This window comes from Azospirillum rugosum (assembly GCF_017876155.1).
Classification (GTDB): domain Bacteria; phylum Pseudomonadota; class Alphaproteobacteria; order Azospirillales; family Azospirillaceae; genus Azospirillum; species Azospirillum rugosum.
This window is the reverse complement of record NZ_JAGINP010000012.1, coordinates 56,066-73,204: the sequence shown is the minus strand read 5'-3', so window position 1 is coordinate 73,204 and position 17,139 is coordinate 56,066. Positions and strand designations below refer to the sequence as shown.

Annotated in this window: 15 protein-coding genes; 5 read left to right on the top strand and 10 right to left on the bottom strand. The window is 69.1% G+C overall.

Going from position 1 to position 17,139, the window contains the following annotated elements; genetic code table 11:
* Positions 1–276 precede the first annotated feature (276 nt).
* A complete protein-coding gene (locus J2851_RS17195; RefSeq protein WP_281416040.1) occupies positions 277–1,182 on the top strand; it encodes an FkbM family methyltransferase in 906 nt (301 codons plus the stop codon).
* Positions 1,183–1,184: 2 nt separating this feature from the next.
* Here J2851_RS17195 and J2851_RS17190 read toward each other — a convergent pair whose 3' ends face one another.
* Entirely contained in the window at positions 1,185–1,532 is a 348-nt protein-coding gene (locus J2851_RS17190; RefSeq protein WP_209767613.1) for a hypothetical protein, read from the bottom strand.
* A gap of 14 nt (positions 1,533–1,546) precedes the next feature.
* On the opposite strand from J2851_RS17190, the gene J2851_RS17185 reads away from it, so the two are divergent.
* Both J2851_RS17185 and J2851_RS17180 read left to right on the top strand, forming a co-directional pair.
* Positions 1,547–2,902 carry a lipopolysaccharide biosynthesis protein gene (locus J2851_RS17185; protein WP_246500729.1) on the top strand — a complete coding sequence of 452 codons (1,356 nt, stop codon included), beginning with the start codon at positions 1,547–1,549 and terminating at the stop codon, positions 2,900–2,902.
* Entirely contained in the window at positions 2,902–3,945 is a 1,044-nt protein-coding gene (locus J2851_RS17180) for an MBL fold metallo-hydrolase (protein WP_209767612.1), read from the top strand. Before J2851_RS17185 ends, J2851_RS17180 begins: the two co-directional genes overlap by 1 nt.
* A gap of 7 nt (positions 3,946–3,952) precedes the next feature.
* On the opposite strand, the gene J2851_RS17175 is transcribed toward J2851_RS17180, so the two are convergent.
* Entirely contained in the window at positions 3,953–4,627 is a 675-nt protein-coding gene (locus J2851_RS17175; RefSeq protein ID WP_209767611.1) for a TetR/AcrR family transcriptional regulator, read from the bottom strand.
* A 278-nt stretch (positions 4,628–4,905) separates the two neighbouring features.
* Between J2851_RS17175 and J2851_RS17170 the strand changes: the two genes are divergently transcribed.
* Together J2851_RS17170 and J2851_RS17165 are read left to right on the top strand one after the other, a co-directional pair.
* Positions 4,906–6,087 carry an efflux RND transporter periplasmic adaptor subunit gene (locus J2851_RS17170; RefSeq protein WP_209767610.1) on the top strand — a complete coding sequence of 394 codons (1,182 nt, stop codon included), beginning with the start codon at positions 4,906–4,908 and terminating at the stop codon, positions 6,085–6,087.
* A 14-nt stretch (positions 6,088–6,101) separates the two neighbouring features.
* Positions 6,102–9,251, top strand: a complete 3,150-nt coding sequence (locus J2851_RS17165; RefSeq protein ID WP_209767609.1) for an efflux RND transporter permease subunit — start codon at positions 6,102–6,104, stop codon at positions 9,249–9,251.
* A gap of 169 nt (positions 9,252–9,420) precedes the next feature.
* Here J2851_RS17165 and J2851_RS17160 read toward each other — a convergent pair whose 3' ends face one another.
* The 8 genes from J2851_RS17160 to J2851_RS17125 are packed head-to-tail and all read right to left on the bottom strand — an operon-like array spanning position 9,421 to position 17,052.
* Entirely contained in the window at positions 9,421–10,590 is a 1,170-nt protein-coding gene (locus J2851_RS17160; protein WP_209767608.1) for an acetyl-CoA acetyltransferase, read from the bottom strand.
* Between the two features lie 33 nt (positions 10,591–10,623).
* A complete protein-coding gene (locus J2851_RS17155; protein WP_209767607.1) occupies positions 10,624–12,141 on the bottom strand; it encodes an AMP-binding protein in 1,518 nt (505 codons plus the stop codon).
* 59 nt (positions 12,142–12,200) lie between these two features.
* On the bottom strand, positions 12,201–12,533 hold the full coding sequence (locus tag J2851_RS17150) for a cupin domain-containing protein (protein WP_209767606.1): 333 nt from the start codon (positions 12,531–12,533) through the stop codon (positions 12,201–12,203).
* A 23-nt stretch (positions 12,534–12,556) separates the two neighbouring features.
* Positions 12,557–13,432: a branched-chain amino acid ABC transporter permease gene (locus J2851_RS17145; protein ID WP_209767605.1), complete on the bottom strand. Its 876-nt coding sequence runs from the start codon at positions 13,430–13,432 to the stop codon at positions 12,557–12,559.
* Between the two features lie 15 nt (positions 13,433–13,447).
* Complete coding sequence (locus J2851_RS17140) at positions 13,448–14,203, bottom strand: ABC transporter ATP-binding protein (protein ID WP_209767604.1); 756 nt, start codon at positions 14,201–14,203, stop codon at positions 13,448–13,450.
* The gene (locus J2851_RS17135) at positions 14,200–15,198 is read right to left on the bottom strand and encodes a branched-chain amino acid ABC transporter permease (protein WP_209767603.1); all 999 of its coding nucleotides are present in this window, start codon (positions 15,196–15,198) and stop codon (positions 14,200–14,202) included. Before J2851_RS17135 ends, J2851_RS17140 begins: the two co-directional genes overlap by 4 nt.
* Entirely contained in the window at positions 15,167–15,862 is a 696-nt protein-coding gene (locus J2851_RS17130) for an ABC transporter ATP-binding protein (protein ID WP_209767602.1), read from the bottom strand. The genes J2851_RS17135 and J2851_RS17130 overlap by 32 nt, the downstream gene beginning before the upstream one ends.
* A gap of 35 nt (positions 15,863–15,897) precedes the next feature.
* Positions 15,898–17,052 (bottom strand): ABC transporter substrate-binding protein, encoded by a 1,155-nt coding sequence (locus J2851_RS17125; protein ID WP_209767601.1) that lies wholly within the window; start codon positions 17,050–17,052, stop codon positions 15,898–15,900.
* Between the last annotated feature and the right edge of the window lie 87 nt (positions 17,053–17,139).

Below are 17,139 nucleotides of genomic sequence, written 5' to 3'. Positions count from 1 at the left end.
CGCGCTTGTGATAAAAAGCGAGTATCAGCAGGTCGCGCGGCGTGAACGCGGCAGCACCGCCAGCCGATAAGGCCCCGTTCGAAAATGGGATGGCAGGGCCGTCCGGCTGTTCAGCCGGCTGGCTTTGCCTCCGGATTTCCTGGTCCTGAGAGAGCATTGGGAGCGGGTACCAAAGGGTGTTGCGTATGCAATTCGTTTGAATGGTTTACCATGTTTGGTGTACCTCTGTCATTCCATGGTTGCTGTTTTGCAACAATTTGTCTAAAAGTTGCCCGAATGCATCGCGCGGATTTTGCCCCGCGCAGCCAGCCGAGCGCCGCCTGCATGATCCATCACCTATCCACGCTGAAAGCCGAGATTGAGGCCCGCCACCCGGCGCTGTTCCGGCGCCTGACCTGGCTGCGGGACCGCCTCGCCCCCTATTATGCGGAGCCGGAGCTGCGCCTGCTTCCCGCCCTGTGCGTCCCCGGCGAGGCCGCCTTCGACGTCGGCGCCAACAGCGGCATCTACACCTTCTGGATGTGCCGTGAGGCCGCCCGCGTGGTCGCGTTCGAGCCCAACCCGAAGCTCGCGGGGCTGCTGGCCGCCAAGTTCGGCTCTCTGGTCGCGTCCGGCCGGCTGCGGATCGAAGGCTGCGCGCTGAGCGACGGCGACGGGTCCATCGTGCTGCACGTGCCGCAGGCCACCGCCTTGGCGTCGGTCGAGGCGGGCGCGGTGGACGCCCACGGGCAGGAGGTCACGGCGGTGACCGTGCCGCGTCTCACGCTCGACCGGTTCGACGAGGGTCCCGTCGGTTTCGTGAAGATCGACGTGGAGGGGCACGAGGCGGCGGTGGTCGCCGGCGGCATGCGGCTGATCGCGCGCCATCGCCCCAACCTGCTGGTGGAGGCCGAGGAGCGGCACAGCCCCGGATCCCTGGCGAGGCTGGCGGCGCTGCTGGCGCCGCTCGGCTACCGCGGCTATTTCGTCCTGTCCGGCCGGCTGTGCAGCCTGGACGCCTTCGACCCGGCCCGCCACCAGTCGCGCGCGGCGCTGAACCCGGCCGGCACGCACCGGCTGAAGGGGCAGACCTACATCAACAACTTCATCTTCGTCGCCCGCGACGGCGTGGCGGACCGCCTGCGCGCGGCGTTGGGCCAGGCGGCCCGCCAAACGGGCCAGCAGACGGACCGCCTTTCTTGAAGTCAGCGGCGGCAGTCCACTTCCGGCCAAGGGCGCTTCTGGTAGAAGGGGCGAAGCGTGAGGATGCTGGTCACCTTCCAGATGCGGCTCTGCCGCTCCGGGCACAGGTTGTTGACAGCCGAGGTCGGGTTGCCGCGCCACCAGTCCGGAATGTTGACCTCCACCTCGTAGGTGTTGAGGTGCATCTCCGGCTCCCGGATCCACCAGCCGTAGGGCAGGCGGGCGAAGTGGGAGCGGATCTCCTGCCGGATGTCCACGGGGCGCCACTCCTCCTCGGTGTCCTGCGCGGCGGCGCCGTTCGTGAGCAGGGCCGCGACGATGGACGCGGCGATTGTCATGGTCGTCTTCATCGGTCCCACACCCCATGATGCGGCCGCGAAACTGGCACAGCCTGGCCCGCTACGCCACCGGCCTTGGCTTGCGCGGGGTGGAGGTGGCCGGGAAGCTCGGCCTCTACATCGTCGCCGCGCGGTCGCTCGGGGCGCACGACGCCGGCCTCTTCTTCCTGTGCCTGACCTGGATCGGCTTGGGCTCCACAGTCGCCCGCCTGGGGTTGGAGCGGGCGATCACCCGCCACCTCGCGGCCGAGCTGGCGGTCGGGCGGGGGCGCGCGGCCGGGCGCGACCTGCGGACGGCGCTGGTCTGGACGGGGGCCGCGTCGGCCGGCGCCGCGCTGGTCACCGCGGCCGTGGCCGGCCCCGCGTCGCACCTTCTGTTCGGCGCGCCGGACCTGGAGGTCCCCCTGCGCCTGTCGGCGGCGGCCCTGGTGCCGCAAACCCTGACCATCACCGTCGGCTACGCCCTGGCCGGGCTGAAGCGCGGCGTGGCGGCCCAGTTCGTCCAGAACGCCCTGTGGCCGGTGCTGACGCTGGCCGCCCTGTTGGCCGGAGTCGACAGCGTCGAGGGCATCCTGCTGACGCTCGCCGCGGTGCTGGCGTTCAGCTTCCTGGTCGGGATGGCCTTCCTCGCCCGCGACCGCGGCCAGTTTGCCGACGGGCCGGAAGCGCAGGGTCAGGCCGCGGACTCCCTGCCCTCCCTGTGGCACACCGCGATGCCCCTGTTCGTGGTGGAGCTGGTGCAGGTCTCGCTCGCCTCCCTGCCGGTCCTGGCGCTGGGGGTGTTCGTGGACGCGGCCTCGGTCGGCGCCTTCAGCGTGGCGAACCGCATCTCCATGCTCATCTGGGTCGTCATCATCAGCATCGGCACCTTCGCGTCCCCCGCCTACGCCGAACTGCACCGCCGCGGAGAGATGGACCGGTTGCGCGCCATGAACCGCCGGGTGATGCTGACGGTGGCCGCCCTGGGTTCGCCCCTGGTGCTAGCGATGATGGCGGCGCCCGAAACCCTGCTGACGCTGGTCGGCCCGGGGTTCGGCATCGCGGCCACGGCGCTGGTCATCCTTGCCGCGGGGCAGTTGGTCAATTGCCTGATGGCCTGCCAGGACATCCTGCTCGCCATGACCGGACAGGGGCAGGCCTTGCGCAGGCTCAACCTTCTCCAGCTCGCGAGCTGCATCGTCCTCGGCGCCGTCCTCATCCCGTCGCTGGGCATGACCGGCGCGGCGCTGGTGACCGCGCTGACGGTGGCCCAGGGAGCCGTCGGCACCACGCTGAAGGCGCGGAACGTGCTTTCGTCCGGGTTGTCGGCGCGGCCATCGACTCCACATCTACGTTCGGCCGTGCGCAGCGCGGCGCCACAGGACAGGATAACCGGCCGTTGATGCAGCCAGAGCCCGAGACGCTTCGTTTCCCCTTCGCCGAGCCCCCGCCCTTCGGGGAACCCGTTCCGGTCGCGCCGGGCATCCTGTGGCTGCGCCTGCCGCTGCCCTACGCGCTCGACCACGTGAACCTGTACCTGCTGGAGGACGGGGACGGCTGGGCGCTGTTCGACACTGGCCTGGGCGACGAGCGCAGCCGGACCCTATGGGCCGCGGTGCTCGCCGGGGCGCTGGGCGGCCGGCCGATCACGCGGATCGTGGTCAGCCACTGCCACCCCGACCATGTCGGGCTGGCCGGCTGGTTCGACGAACGCTTCGCCCCGCCCGTCCACATGACGGAGGCCGAGTACCTCACCACCCGCGTCTATCGCCAGGACACGGACGACGAGCGCTCGCGCGCCGCGGTGGCACGCTTCTACCGGTCCTGCGGGCTGGGGGAGGATGCGGTCGCCGGGCTGCTGGGCCGGGGGCTGCGCTACCTGACCCAGACGACCGGCCTGCCGCCGGCCTTCGAACCGCTGGTCGCCGGCCGGACGCTGCGTTTGGGCGGGCGCGACTGGCGCATCCTCACCGGCGGCGGCCATTCGCCGGACCAGGCGATGCTGTGGTGCGAGGCCGACGGCCTGTTCCTCGCCGCCGACCAGGTGCTGGAGCGCATCTCCCCGAACGTCAGCGTGCAGCCGATGCAGCCCAACGCCGACCCGCTGTCGCAGTACCGGGATTCGCTGCGGGAGCTGATGGAGACGATCCCGCCGAACACCCTCGTCCTGCCGTCCCACCGCCGCCCCTTCCTTGGCCTGCACCAGCGCGCCCGGGAGCTGGACGCCCATCACGAGGACCGCTGCGCGCGCATCGCCGCCGCCTGCCGCCCGGCGCCGCTGACCTGCGCCCAGGTCGTCCCGGTGATCTTCCACCGGGCGCTGGACTCCCACCAGCTCGGCTTCGCGGTCGGGGAGGCGCTGGCCCACCTGAACCACATGATTGCAAACGGAGTCCTGGCGGTGGAGACCGGCAAGGACGGAATCCACACCTACCGGACCCTGTGATCGGGGCCTATCCGTTCGTCCGAGACGACGCCTCCAGGCCGGTCACCCGCGCGCCGGACAGGAACAGCGCGATCGCCTGCCGCACGTAATGGTCGACGTCGGCCATGGCGAGCGGCTGGTGGGGGAGGATCAGCCGCCGGACGACGAGGTTACCGGTGATCATCCCAAGGAAGGCTTGGGCCGCCACGTCCGGGTCGTCGATGCGCAGCGACCCGGCGTCGTCCAGGCTCTTCAGGTAACAGGCGAGGCGCGCGACGGTCGTCTCCGGGCCGATGCGGAAGAAGGCCTCCGCGATGTCGGGGACGCGGCCGCCCTCCGACACCAGGATGCGCAGGATGGAGGCCGTCTGCGGCTCCGACAGCACCTGAACGAAGTACAGCGCGAACTTGGTCAGCGCGACTTCCGGCGGCACCGTGTCGTCGGCGTGGATCGCCGCCATCCCGTCCAGGATGCGGGCGCTGTTCTCCTCCATCATCGCGCGGAACAGCCCGTCCTTGTCGCCGAACTGCTCGTACAGCGTGGCGCGCGACCCGCCGGCCTTGTTGATGATGTCGCTGAGCGTCGTCTTCTCAAAGCCCTTCTCGACGAACAGGCATTCCGCGGCGTCGAGCAGCGCCTTGCGCCGCGCCAGCCCGCGCGGCCCGACCGCCGACGGCTCCCTGTCCGTGTCCTTGTGCACCATGTTTCCCCCTTGAAGCCCGCTTGGTCCCCCTGCGGGCCCCTTTTTCCGGCCGCTATTTCAGGCTGCGGCGGATCCCTCTTGCACGACCAAGGGATCCAAGTGTATCGTCCGGTACAGTGTACTGTATGAGACAGTACAGCGCAAAGGGTTATTTGGACCCTCGCGACCGGCCAGACCGGTTGCGGGCGGTCACGTGTCGCGGGTGGGCGGCGGGCTTGCCGAAACCCGTCTTCAGGGCTTTTCCACCGCCGCTCCACGGCGTTCTCACGAGGAAATTGATGGTCAAAGCAAACGCATTGCTGTCCATGGCCGTGGCGGCCGGCCTGACCGTGGCGCTCGGCGGCTGCCAGGAGAAGAAGCAGGCGGCTGCCACCCCGCCGGCCGCCCCGCCGGCGGAGGTGTCGGTGGCGACGATCGAGCCGCAGCGCCTGCCCGTGACGACCGAGCTGCCCGGACGCACCGCGGCCTACCGGGTGGCGGAGATCCGGCCGCAGGTCAGCGGCATCGTGCTGAAGCGCTTCTTCCGCGAGGGCAGCGACGTCAAGGCCGGCGACCAGCTCTACCAGATCGACCCGGCCACCTACGAGGCCGCACTCGCCAGCGCCCAGGCCGACATCCAGAAGGCGGAGGCCAACCTCCAGGCCGCCCGCAACAAGGCGTCGCGCTACGGCGACCTGGTCAAGAGCAGCGTCGTCAGCAAGCAGGACTTCGACGACGTCACCGCCACGCTGAAGCAGAACGAGGCGGCGCTCGCTGCCTCCAAGGCCGCCTACAACCTGGCGCGCATCAACCTGGACTACACCAAGGTCTTCGCCCCCATCTCCGGCCGCATCGGCAAGTCCGCGGTGACCGAAGGGGCGCTGGTCACCGCCAATCAGGCGACCGCGCTGGCGACCATTCAGCAGCTCGACCCCATCTACGTCGACGTGACGCAGACCGCCTCGCAACTGATGCAGCTGCGCCAGGACATGGCGACCGGCCGCATCCGCCCGGCGGAGCCCGGCAAGATTCCGGTGTCGCTGTTCCTCAGCGCCGCCGACGCCCCCTACGGCCAGCGTGGCGAGCTTCAGTTCTCCGACGTGACGGTCGATCCGGGGACCAGCTCCGTCCAGCTGCGGGCGGTCTTCCCCAACCCGAACCAGGACCTGCTGCCGGGCCTGTTCGTGCGCGCCCGCGTCGAGCAGGGCGTGGCCGAGGGCGCCATCGCCGTGCCGCAGGCGGCGGTCACCCGCGGCCCGGACGGCGCCGCCCAGGTCTGGGTGGTCGGCGACGACAACAAGGTGTCGCAGCGGATCATCAAGACCGAACGGGTGGTCGGCAACGCCTGGCTGGTGTCCGACGGCCTGCGCCCCGGCGAGCGCATCGTGGTGGAGGGCCTGCAAAAGGTGAAGCCCGGCGCGCCCGTGAAGCCCGTCCCGGTGCAGAGCACGGTCGCAGTCCTGACCACGCCGGCACGCTGAAGCGGTACTGATCCATGTCGAAATTCTTCATCGACCGGCCCGTCTTCGCCTGGGTCATCGCCATCGTGATCATGGTGGCGGGCGCCCTGGCGATCCTCCGCCTGCCCATCGAGCAGTACCCGAAGATCGCGCCGCCGACGGTGTCCATCACCGCGAGCTATCCCGGCGCCTCGGCGAAGACGCTGGAAGACACGGTCACCCAGGTCATCGAGCAGAAGATGACCGGGCTCGACCACTTCCGCTACATGTCCTCGACCAGCGACTCCTCGGGCAACGTCACCATCACCCTGACCTTCGAGCCGGAGGCCAACCCGGACATCGCCCAGGTGCAGGTGCAGAACAAGCTCCAGCTCGCCACACCGCTCCTGCCGCAGGAGGTGCAGCAGCGCGGCCTCCAGGTCTCCAAGGCGTCGAACGACTTCCTGATGGTGGTCGGCTTCGTCTCCAGCGACGGGCGGCTCAGCCAGGGCGACATCGCCGACTATGTGGTGTCGAACATCCAGGACACGATGAGCCGCGTCCAGGGCGTGGGCGACATCACGGTGTTCGGCCCGCAGCACGCCATGCGCATCTGGCTCGACCCCGACGCGCTGAACAGCCACCAGCTGACCACCGTCGACGTCACCAACGCGATCAAGACGGAGAACGCGCAGATCTCCGCCGGCCAGCTCGGCGGCGCGCCGGCGGTTCCCGGCCAGCGCTTCAACGCCACCATCATGGCGCAGTCGCGCATGCAGACGCCGGAGGAGTTCGGCGCCATCCTGCTGCGCGTCAACCCGGACGGGTCGCAGCTGCGCCTGCGCGACGTGGCGCGCATCGAGGTCGGCCAGGAAACCTACGAGGTCTCCGCCCGCTACAACGGCAAGCCGGCGGCGGGCCTGGGCATCAAGCTGGCGACCGGCGCCAACGCGCTGGACACCGCCGCCGCCGTGAAGGCCAAGATCACGGAGCTGTCGCCCTTCTTCCCGCCCGGCCTGGAGATCATCTACCCCTACGATTCGACGCCCTTCGTCCAGGTGTCGATCCACGAGGTCATCAAGACGCTGTTCGAGGCCATCGTCCTCGTCTTCGCGGTGATGTACCTCTTCCTCCAGAACTTCCGGGCCACGCTGATCCCGACCATCGCGGTTCCGGTGGTGCTGCTGGGCGCCTTCGGCATCCTGTCGGCCTTCGGCTTCTCCATCAACGTGCTGACCATGTTCGGCATGGTGCTGGCGATCGGCCTGCTGGTGGACGACGCCATCGTGGTGGTGGAAAACGTCGAGCGCGTGATGAGCGAGGAGAAGCTCTCCCCGCGCGAGGCGACGCGCAAGTCCATGGGCCAGATCACCGGCGCGCTGGTCGGCATCGCGCTGGTGCTGTCCGCCGTGTTCGTGCCGATGGCCTTCTTCGGCGGCTCGGCCGGCGCCATCTACCGCCAGTTCTCGCTGACCATCGTGTCGGCCATGGCGCTGTCGGTGCTGGTCGCGCTGGTGCTGACCCCGGCGCTCTGCGCCACCATCCTGAAGCCGCTGGCCCATGACCACGGGCACGCCCGCGGCGGCGTCTTCGGCCTGTTCAACCGCGGTTTCGACGCCAGCAGCCGCGTCTACCTGAAGGGCGTGCGCGGGGCGGTGTCGCGCCTCTGGCGGTTCGGCTTCGCCTATCTGCTGATCGTCGGCGGGCTGGCCTACCTGTTCCTCCAGATGCCCTCCTCCTTCCTGCCGACGGAGGACCGCGGCCAGCTGTTCGTGCTGTGGTCGGCGCCGCCGAACGCCAGCATCGAACGCACGCTGGAGACCAGCAAGCAGGTCGAGGCCTACTTCCTGGACAAGGAGAAGGACCATGTGGAGGGCCTGTTCACCATCGCCGGCTTCAACTTCGCCGGCCGCGGGCAGAACGCCGGCCTCGCCTTCGTCCGCCTGAAGGACTGGGAGGAGCGCAAGACGCCGGAAAGCAAGCCCGACGCCATCTCCCGCCGCGCCATGGGTGCGCTGTCGCGGATCAAGGACGCGGTGGTCTTCGCCTTCATGCCGCCGTCGGTGCCCGGCCTCGGCAACGCCACCGGCTTCGACCTGCAGCTGGTGGACCGCGGCGGCCTCGGCCACGAGAAGCTGATGCAGGCGCGCAACCAGCTGCTGGGCATGGCGGCGCAGAACCCCAAGCTGATCGCCGTCCGCCCGAACGGGCTGGAGGACACGCCGCAGTACAAGCTGACGGTGGACCGCGAGAAGGCGAGCGCGCTGGGCCTGTCGCTCAGCGACATCAACACGACGCTGTCGGCCGCCTGGGGGTCTTCCTACGTCAACGACTTCATCGACCGCGGGCGCGTGAAGAAGGTCTATCTCCAGGCCGACGCGCCCTACCGCATGCAGCCGTCCGACGTGGAACGCTGGTACGTCCGCAACAACCTCGGCCAGATGGTCCCCTTCTCCGCCTTCACCATGGCGCAGTGGACCTACGGCTCGCCGAAGCTGGAGCGGTACAACGGCAGCTCGTCGCTGAACATCCAGGGCTCCGCCGCGCCGGGCATCAGCTCCGGCGAGGCGATGCAGGAGATGGAGGCGATGATGGCGAAGCTGCCGGCGGGCATCGGCTACGAGTGGACCGGCCTCTCCTACGAGGAGCGGCTGAGCGGCTCGCAGGCGCCGGCGCTCTACGCCCTGTCGATGCTCATCGTCTTCCTGTGTCTGGCGGCGCTGTACGAGAGCTGGTCGGTGCCGGTGTCGGTGATGCTGGTGGTGCCGCTGGGCGTCATCGGCGCGGTGCTCGCCGCCACGCTGCGCGGCCTGCCGAGCGACGTCTACTTCCAGGTCGGCCTGCTGACGACCATCGGCCTGTCGGCGAAGAACGCCATCCTGATCGTGGAGTTCGCCAAGGCGCTGTACGACGAGGGCATGGACCTGAAGGAGGCCGCGATCGAGGCCTGCCGCCAGCGCCTGCGCCCGATCATCATGACGTCGCTGGCCTTCATCCTGGGCGTGCTGCCGCTGGCGATCAGCAGCGGCGCCGGCTCGGAAAGCCAGAACGCCATCGGCGTCGGCGTGATGGGCGGCATGATCTCCGCCACCGTGCTGGCGATCATCTTCGTGCCGGTGTTCTTCGTCGCGGTCTACCGCATGTTCGTCCGGAGGCGGGTGGAGCAAGCGCCCCACCACGCCGAGCCCGCACCCGCGGGGGATTGAGCGGCCGACGAAGCCTCCCTCGCCCGCCTCCGGCGGGAGAGGGAAGGGGCCCACGAAGTGGGAAGGGTGAGGGCTAGGATTCTGGAGAAGACCTTGCCCTCACCCTCCCGCCTGTGGCGGGTCCCTCCCTCTCCCAGCAGAGCTGGGAGAGGGTGAGAATGCGCAGCCCCTACCGTATCCGCTCCAGCACGCTCGCGTAGTTCGCCACCGCCGTGCCGCCCATGTTGAAGACGCCGCCGAGCTTGGCGTCCTTTACCTGGATCGGGGCCGGCATCTCCCCGCACAGCTGCATGGCCGACAGCACGTGCATGGACACGCCCGTGGCGCCGATGGGGTGGCCCTTGGCCTTCAGCCCGCCGGAGGCGTTGACCGGCAGCTTGCCGCCGATCTCGGTCCAGCCTTCCTCGATGGCCCGCGCGCCCTGCCCTTCGGGCGTCAGGCCCATGGCCTCGTACTCCATCAACTCGGCGATGGTGAAGCAGTCGTGGGTTTCGACGAAGGACAGGTCGGACAGCGCGACACCGGCCTCCGCCAGGACCTTGCGCCAAGCCTGCGCGCAGCCTTCCATCTTCAGAATGTCGCGCTTCGACAGGGGCAGGAAGTCCTGCACATGCGCCGTGCCGCGGAACATCACCGCGCGGCGCATGCGCAGCGCCGTTTCCACGTCCGTCAGCACCAGCGCCGCCGCGCCGTCCGACACCAGGGAGCAGTCGGTCCGCTTCAGCGGGCCGGCGACCAGCGGGTTCTTCTCGCTCTCGCGGCGGCAGAACTCGTAGCCGAGATCCTTGCGCATCTGGGCCAGCGGGTTGCTCGCCCCGTTCTTGTGGTTCTTGGCGGCGATCCGGGCCAGCGCGTCGGACTGGTCGCCGTATTTCTGGAAATAGGCGCCGGCGATCATGCCGAACACGCCGGCGAAACCGCCGTCGATCCCGCTCTCCTCCCGCAGGTAGGAGGCGCGCAGCAGGTTGCGCCCGATCTCCGGCCCCGGGGTTGTCGTCATCTGCTCCGCCCCGACCACCAGCACGACGCGGGCGCGGCGGGCCTCAATGGTCTTGATGGCCTGATGCACCGCGGCGGAGCCCGTGGCGCAGGCGTTCTCGACGCGCGTCGCCGGGGTGAAGCGGAAGTCGTCGCTGGCCTGCAACACCAGGGACGCGGTGAAGTCCTGCGGCGAGAAGCCGGCGTTGAAGTGGCCGAGCACGATCTCGTCCACGTCGCTGGGGGCAAGCCCGGCGTGGGCCAGCGCGTCCGTCGCGGCGGTGACGATCAGACTTTCGAGCGTCTGGTTCTCATGCTTGCCGAAGGGCGTGTGGGCCCACCCGACGATGGCGGTCGCCATGCTGGTTTCCTCTCGAATTTTGGAAGGGCCGGATTACAGGCCGTCGGCAAGCTGTTGGCGCAGCTCGCGCTTCAGCACCTTGCCGTAGTTGTTCTTCGGCAGCGCCTCGACGAACACGTAGCGCTTGGGCTTCTTGAAGCGCGCGATGTTGGCGGCGCAGTGCTCGTCCAATGCGGCGGACGCGAGGTCCACCCCCGGCGTCGGCACGATGAAGGCGACGACGATCTCGCCCCATTCCTCGTGCGGCTGGCCGGTCACGCAGACCTCGGCCACGCCGGGGTGGCGGAGCAGAGCCTCCTCGACCTCGCGCGGGTAGATGTTGGTGCCGCCGCTGATGATCACGTCCTTCGAGCGGTCGCGCAGGGTCAGGTAACCGCGCTCGTCGAAGGCGCCCATGTCGCCGGTGTAGAGCCAGCCGTCGCGCAGCGCGTCGGCGGTGGCCTTCGGGTTGTTCCAGTAGCCGGACATGACAACGTCGCCGCGGCAGACGATCTCCCCGATCTCCCCGGCGGGCAGCGGCCGGCCCTGGTCATCGACGACGGCGACTTCGACCCCGCTGCGCGCGTAGCCGACCGAGCCCAAAATGCCGTCATCGTCCGTCGCATGGTCGGCGCGGCGCAGGCCGGTGATGGTCATGGGCGATTCACCCTGCCCGTAGATCTGCGCGAAGACCGGCCCGAAGGTGGCGAGCGATTTCTTCAGTTCCTCCACATACATCGGGCCGCCGCCGTAGACGATGGAGCGCAGGTTGGCCGGGCGCCGCCCGCTCCGTTCCGCCTCCAGCCGCAGCCGCTGCACCATGGTCGGCGCCAGGAACGCGCCGCAGCCCGGGTGATGGTCGCAGAGATCCAGGAACTCCGCCGGGTCAAACGCCGACGACGCGGGGACCACCTGCCGCGCGCCGCGCGCGATGTAGGCCGGCATGTAGAGGCCCGAACCGTGCGACATGGGCGCACCGTGCAGCAGGCTCGACGCCTCATCCACCGCCTCCACGTCGGCGAGGTGGGCGATGGTCAGGGCCATCAGGTTGCGGTGCGACAGCATGGCGCCCTTGGAGCGGCCGGTCGTCCCGCTGGTGAAGAACAGCCAGGCGAGCGCCTCCGGCGTCGGGTCGACGGGGCCGGTCATCTCGTCCTTCAGCAGGGCCGTGTAGCGTTCGCTGCCAATGACCACCCGCAGGCATTCCGCCGCCGGCGATCCCTTCAGTTCGTGCTCCAGACCGGGGGCGAGTTTCCCCGACACGAAGACCACCGACGCGCCCGCGTCCTCCAGGATCTGGACGACCTCCTTGGCGTGGAGCTTGGCGTTGATCGGCGTCGCGGCCATGCCGGCGGCCCAGACGGCGAAGAACAGCTCCACATACTCCGGCGCGTTCTCGCTGACGATGGCGATGCGGTCCCCCGGCCGCCCACGCTCCCGCAGGGCCGCGGCGAGTCGCAGCGCGCGGGACCGCAGTTCGGCGAAGCTGTGGACTTGCTCCGTGCCGCGGAACACCGCGCCGTTGTTCGGGAAGCGCGTCGCCGCTTGGTCGAGAAGGGAGAAAAGATTCACCTGCGCACCCCAGCCTGTCCTCGGTCCCGCCGATTATTGTCGATCCATACCATATGCGGTCAAAGATATTCCGGACGCTTCGGGGTGAACACGTCCAGGTTCAGCACCGGCTCGTCGCCGACCACCTCGCCCCAATGCTCGACGTTGGACGGGATGGCGAGCAGGCCGCCCGGCCCGACCAGATGCTCCTCCCCCGCCACGTGGAAGCGGATGGTGCCGGCCAGGATGTAGACGATCTGCTCGTGCACGTGGCTGTGCGGACGCGGCTCGTGGCCCGGCATCAGGCGGTGGAGCGCCAGCGTGGCGCCCTCGCCGGTGAAGACCTTGCGCTCGACGCCGGGACGCACCGGCGTCCAGGGCAGCGCGCTCCAATCGACGCTGGGGATGGGCATTCTCGAACTCTCCATGATTGGCGTTATTTGGCGGCGCCGAGGATTCCGGACGGCCGGACGAACAGGAAGAGCAGCAGGACCGACAGCGCGACCACGGTCTTCAGCCCAGCCCCGAAGGCCAGGATGGCGACCGACTGCACGACACCCAGCGTCAGGCCGCCGAGGAAAGCACCGAAGGGCCGGCCGAAGCCGCCGATGATGGCGGCGATGAAGCCGGAGATCGCGAAGGGCACGCCGACGTTGAAGGCGGTGTATTGCGTCGGCGTCAGCATGATGCCGGCGATGGCGCCCAGCCCGGCGCTGAGCCCGAAGGCCAGCGCCAGCATGCCGTGCACCGGGATGCCCTGGAGCGCCGCCGCCTCGCGGTTGATGGCGCAGGCGCGCATCGCCTTGCCGGTCCGCGTGCCCTTGAAGAACAGGGCGAGCAGCCCGACGATGGCCAACGATCCGGCGACGATCCACAGCGACTGGATGTTCACCGCGACGCCACCGACCATGATGGGCGGCAGGTCGGTGAAGACCGGCAGCGTCTTGGGCTGGTCGTCCACCGCCAGGAAGGTCAGCCTTTCGATGACGATCTGGGCGGCCAGCGTCGCCAGGATCATCACGAACATCGGCGCGTTCCGCTTCCACAGGGGGCGCACGACCAGCCGTTCGATGACGACGCCGAGCAGCGCCACCACGAGCACCGACAGGACGATGGCGGCGATGTAGGGCAACTGCCCGCGCACCAGCAGCACGTGGGTGATCATGCCGCCCAGCATGACGAAGGCGCCCTGGGCGAAGTTCACGATGCCGCTGGCGTTGTAGATCACGCAGAAGCCGATCCCGATCAGGCCGTAGACACAGCCGATGCCGAGACCGCTGACCAGACTCTGGCCGATGAGGGCGCTGTCCATGTGTCGGTCTTTCCTTCACCCGAGATAGGCGGCGATGACGGCGGGATCCTCGCGGATGCGGTCGGGCGCGCCCTGGGCGATCTTCTTGCCGAAATCGACGACCACGATGTCGTCGGCGGTGTTCATCACCAGATGCATGTCATGCTCGATCAGCAGCACCGCGGTGCCGTCCTCGGCGATGCGCCGGATGAGAGAGGCCAAGCGCGCGCTTTCGTCCGCGTTCAGCCCCGCTGCCGGCTCGTCGAGCAGCAGCAGCTTCGGCCCGGCGGCGAGCGCACGTGCCACCTCCAGCAACCGCCCCTGCCCGTAGCTGAGCGCCGAGGCCGGACGGTCGGCGGCCGTACCCAGCCCAACGAGGTCGAGCAATTCGCGCGCGCGGCCGTCGATCTCCGCCTCCATCTGCCGGACCCAGCGCGGGCGCAGAAGGGCGGACAGCAGGCCGCCGCGGCTGCGGAGATGAAAGCCCACCTTGACGTTCTCGACCGCGCTCAGTTCCGGGAACAGCTTCACCAGCTGGAAGGTGCGGATCAGGCCGCGCGCCGCCTTGGCCTCCGGCTCCTCGGCGGTGACGTCCACGCCCTCGAACAGGACGCGCCCGTCGCTGAGCGGCAGCGCGCCGGAGATCAGGTTGAACAGCGTCGTCTTGCCGGCGCCGTTCGGGCCGATGATCGCGGTGACGCTGCGCGGCTTCACCTCGAAACTGACGGCGTTGACCGCGGTCAGGCCGCCGAAGGTCTTCGTGGCGCCCTCCACCTTGAGGCAGGCCGTCATGGCGACCTCTTTTCTTCAATCGCGGTGAACAGCCCGGCCAAGCCACGCGGCGCGAAGATCAGCAGCAGGATCAGCGCCGTCCCGTAGGCCAAATCCTGGTAGTCGCGGAAGGCCCGGAAGGTTTCCGGCAGCACGCTGACCACCAGCGCCCCGACCACCGGCCCGGCGATGGTGCCGATGCCGCCAACATAGAGCATGGTGAAGGACAGAATGATCATGTGCAGGCTGAACACTTCCGGGCTGACATAGCCGACCACATGGACGAACAGCGACCCGGCGAGAGAGCCGAAGCCGGCCGACAGCAGGAAGGACAGCAGCTTGTAGCGCGCCACGTTGATGCCCAGCGCCCGCGCCGCCTCCTCGCTGCCGGCCAGTCCGGCAAAGGCTCGGCCAACGCGGGACCTTCGGATGCGCGCCACCGCCAGCACCGTGGCGATGACGCAGACCGACAGCACGATCAGAATCTGCCGGTCGGTCGTCGCCTCGTACCCCGCGATGCCCAGCGGCGGAATGCCGGAGATGCCGAGATAGCCCTGGGTGACGCTGTCCCACTGCACGGCGATCTCGTAGGTGATCAGGCCGATGGCCAGCGTCGCCATGGACAGGTAATGGCCCTTCAGCCGCAGCGTCGGGTAGCCGACGACGAAGGCGAAGGCCAGCGCCCCGGCCAGCCCGGCGCCCATGGCCGGCAGCAGCCCCCACTCGTACTCGGTGGTGAGCACCGCCGACGCGTATCCGCCGATGGCCGCGAAGGCGCTCTGCCCAAAGGAGACCTGGGCGGTCAGCCCCATGAAGATGTTCAGGCCGGACACGAAGATGGCGTAGATCAGCGCGAAGGCGACGACCGTCGCGGCGTAGCCGCCGACGACCAGCGCGTAGCCGACCACGCAGGCGGCGATCAGCCAGGGCGCGGCGCGGGCGGCGTGGCCCCGCAGGGATCCCCGCGCCGGCGCCCGCGCGGCCTCACGCAAAGTAGTACTGGGCGAGCTGGTCATGCGATTGGACCTCGCGTGGGTCGATGACGGCGACCAGGCGGCCGAGCGACAGCAGGTAGGCGCGGTGCGCAAGCTTCAGCGCCTGCGGCGCCCTCTGCTCCACCAGCACCACCGGCAGCCCCGACCGGTTGAGGACGCCGAGCGTTTCCAGGATTTCGTCCGTCACCCGCGGCGCCAGCCCCAGCGACGGCTCGTCGAGCAGCAGGATCTTCGGGTCGGCCATCAGCGCCCGCCCGATGGCGAGCATCTGCTGCTCGCCGCCGGACATGGAGCCGGCCGTTTGCCCAAGCCGCTCCTTCAGCCTGGGGAACAGCTCGAACACACGGTCGAAGCGGCGCTGGCGCTCGTGCCGGTCCTTCAGGCGGTAGGCGCCGAGTTCCAGGTTCTCCATCACGGTCATCGGCCCGAAGATGCCGCGCCCTTCCGGGACCAGCACCACGCCGCGCGACGCGACGGCCACCGGATTGCGGCGCGGCAGCGCGGCCCCCATGAAGGCGACCTCCCCGGCGTTGGTCACGAGGCCGAGGATGGCGCGCAGCAGGGTCGATTTGCCCGCACCGTTGGGGCCGAGCACCGCGACCAGCTCGCCCGCCCCCACCTGGAAGTCGATGGGGGCCAGCGCCTGCACCTGCCCGTAGCGCGCGCTGAGGTTCCGCGCTTCCAAAACGGGGCCATCCAAAACGGGCGAGTTGGCCGCCGTCATTGGACGATCTTGACTTGGTTGCCGGCGATGGTGGCGAGCACGAAGGGGTTCTGCGTGATCCCCTGGTGGTTCGCCGCGGTGAAGTTGTAGACACCGGTCGTGCCCTGGAAGCCGGTGATCTTCTCGATGTTGTCGCGGATCGCCGGCCCCTCGGCCGACTTGCCGTTCACGATCGCGGCAACGGTCAGCATCACGCCGTCCCAGCCGCGCGACGCCCAGTTCGGATCGCGGTCGCCGTACTTCGCGCGCCACGGCCCCAGGAACTTGCCGATCTCCGCCTTGGTCGCGCTGTCGGGCAATGCGTCGTACACTTGCGACGGCGAGGCGACGAAGAAGAACTTGTCGCCCAGCACCTCCGCCACCGGCTTGAAGACCGCCAGATCCTCAAGGCTCGTCAGCATCAGCATGTTGGAATTCAGCTGCTTCAAGTTCTTGGCCGCGGTCAGCGTGGTGCCGCCCAGCCCGATCTTGATGATGGCGCCGGCCCCCGCCGCCTGGATCTTGCTGATCTGGACGCTGAGATCGGCGTCGTCCTGCTTGTAGGACTCGACCCCGACGACCTGGAGTCCGTACTTGGCCGCGACGTCCTGCGCCACGGTCTTCTGCAGCAGCGCGTAGGGGGTCGGGTCGTGCAGCACGCCCACCTTGCGGATGTCGGTCTTGTCACGCAGGTATTCGAACCGCTTCTCCACCTCGAACCCGGCGGGCGGCAGGGTGGTGAAGGCCCATTTCACCTGGGCGGCCTGCTGCGGCAGGATGGAGCACAGCATCATCGGCTTCTCGGCCTTGGCGACCATGCTGGCGGCGGCGAAGTTGCCGGCCGACACGCAGCCGCTGATGAAGACGTCGACGTTGTCCGACGACATCATCTTGCGGTAGACGGTCACGGCCTCCTGCGGTTCGGACCGGTTGTCCTCGACGACCACCTCGATCTTCCGGCCCATGACGCCGCCCTGCGCGTTCAGCGCGTCGGCGGCAACCTGGACGCCGTCGCGCCAGGCCCGGTCGACGGTCGCGGCGTAACCGGTCAGGCCGGCTGAGATGCCGATCTTCAGCGCTTCGGCCGAGGACGCCGGCTGGACGCCGGCCAGGGTCGCCGCGGTGACGGCGACAGCGAGAATAGTCCGCTGGATGTTTTGCTTCATGGGCATGCACCTCCCTCCCGTGCGGCGCCTGTTGGACAGCGCCTGTCGTTGCTGTCCCCTCTCCCCTCTGGGGAGAGGGTTAGGGTGAGGGGG

Bases quoted from the DNA above. Each gene is read 5' to 3' on its own strand.
- J2851_RS17195 (WP_281416040.1), top strand. From the start codon at position 277: ATGCATCGCGCGGATTTTGCCCCGCGCAGCCAGCCGAGCGCCGCCTGC.
- J2851_RS17190 (WP_209767613.1), bottom strand. From the start codon at position 1,532: ATGAAGACGACCATGACAATCGCCGCGTCCATCGTCGCGGCCCTGCTC.
- J2851_RS17185 (WP_246500729.1), top strand. From the start codon at position 1,547: ATGATGCGGCCGCGAAACTGGCACAGCCTGGCCCGCTACGCCACCGGC.
- J2851_RS17180 (WP_209767612.1), top strand. From the start codon at position 2,902: ATGCAGCCAGAGCCCGAGACGCTTCGTTTCCCCTTCGCCGAGCCCCCG.
- J2851_RS17175 (WP_209767611.1), bottom strand. From the start codon at position 4,627: ATGGTGCACAAGGACACGGACAGGGAGCCGTCGGCGGTCGGGCCGCGC.
- J2851_RS17170 (WP_209767610.1), top strand. From the start codon at position 4,906: ATGGTCAAAGCAAACGCATTGCTGTCCATGGCCGTGGCGGCCGGCCTG.
- J2851_RS17165 (WP_209767609.1), top strand. From the start codon at position 6,102: ATGTCGAAATTCTTCATCGACCGGCCCGTCTTCGCCTGGGTCATCGCC.
- J2851_RS17160 (WP_209767608.1), bottom strand. From the start codon at position 10,590: ATGGCGACCGCCATCGTCGGGTGGGCCCACACGCCCTTCGGCAAGCAT.
- J2851_RS17150 (WP_209767606.1), bottom strand. From the start codon at position 12,533: ATGCCCATCCCCAGCGTCGATTGGAGCGCGCTGCCCTGGACGCCGGTG.
- J2851_RS17145 (WP_209767605.1), bottom strand. From the start codon at position 13,432: ATGGACAGCGCCCTCATCGGCCAGAGTCTGGTCAGCGGTCTCGGCATC.
- J2851_RS17140 (WP_209767604.1), bottom strand. From the start codon at position 14,203: ATGACGGCCTGCCTCAAGGTGGAGGGCGCCACGAAGACCTTCGGCGGC.
- J2851_RS17135 (WP_209767603.1), bottom strand. From the start codon at position 15,198: ATGACCAGCTCGCCCAGTACTACTTTGCGTGAGGCCGCGCGGGCGCCG.
- J2851_RS17125 (WP_209767601.1), bottom strand. From the start codon at position 17,052: ATGCCCATGAAGCAAAACATCCAGCGGACTATTCTCGCTGTCGCCGTC.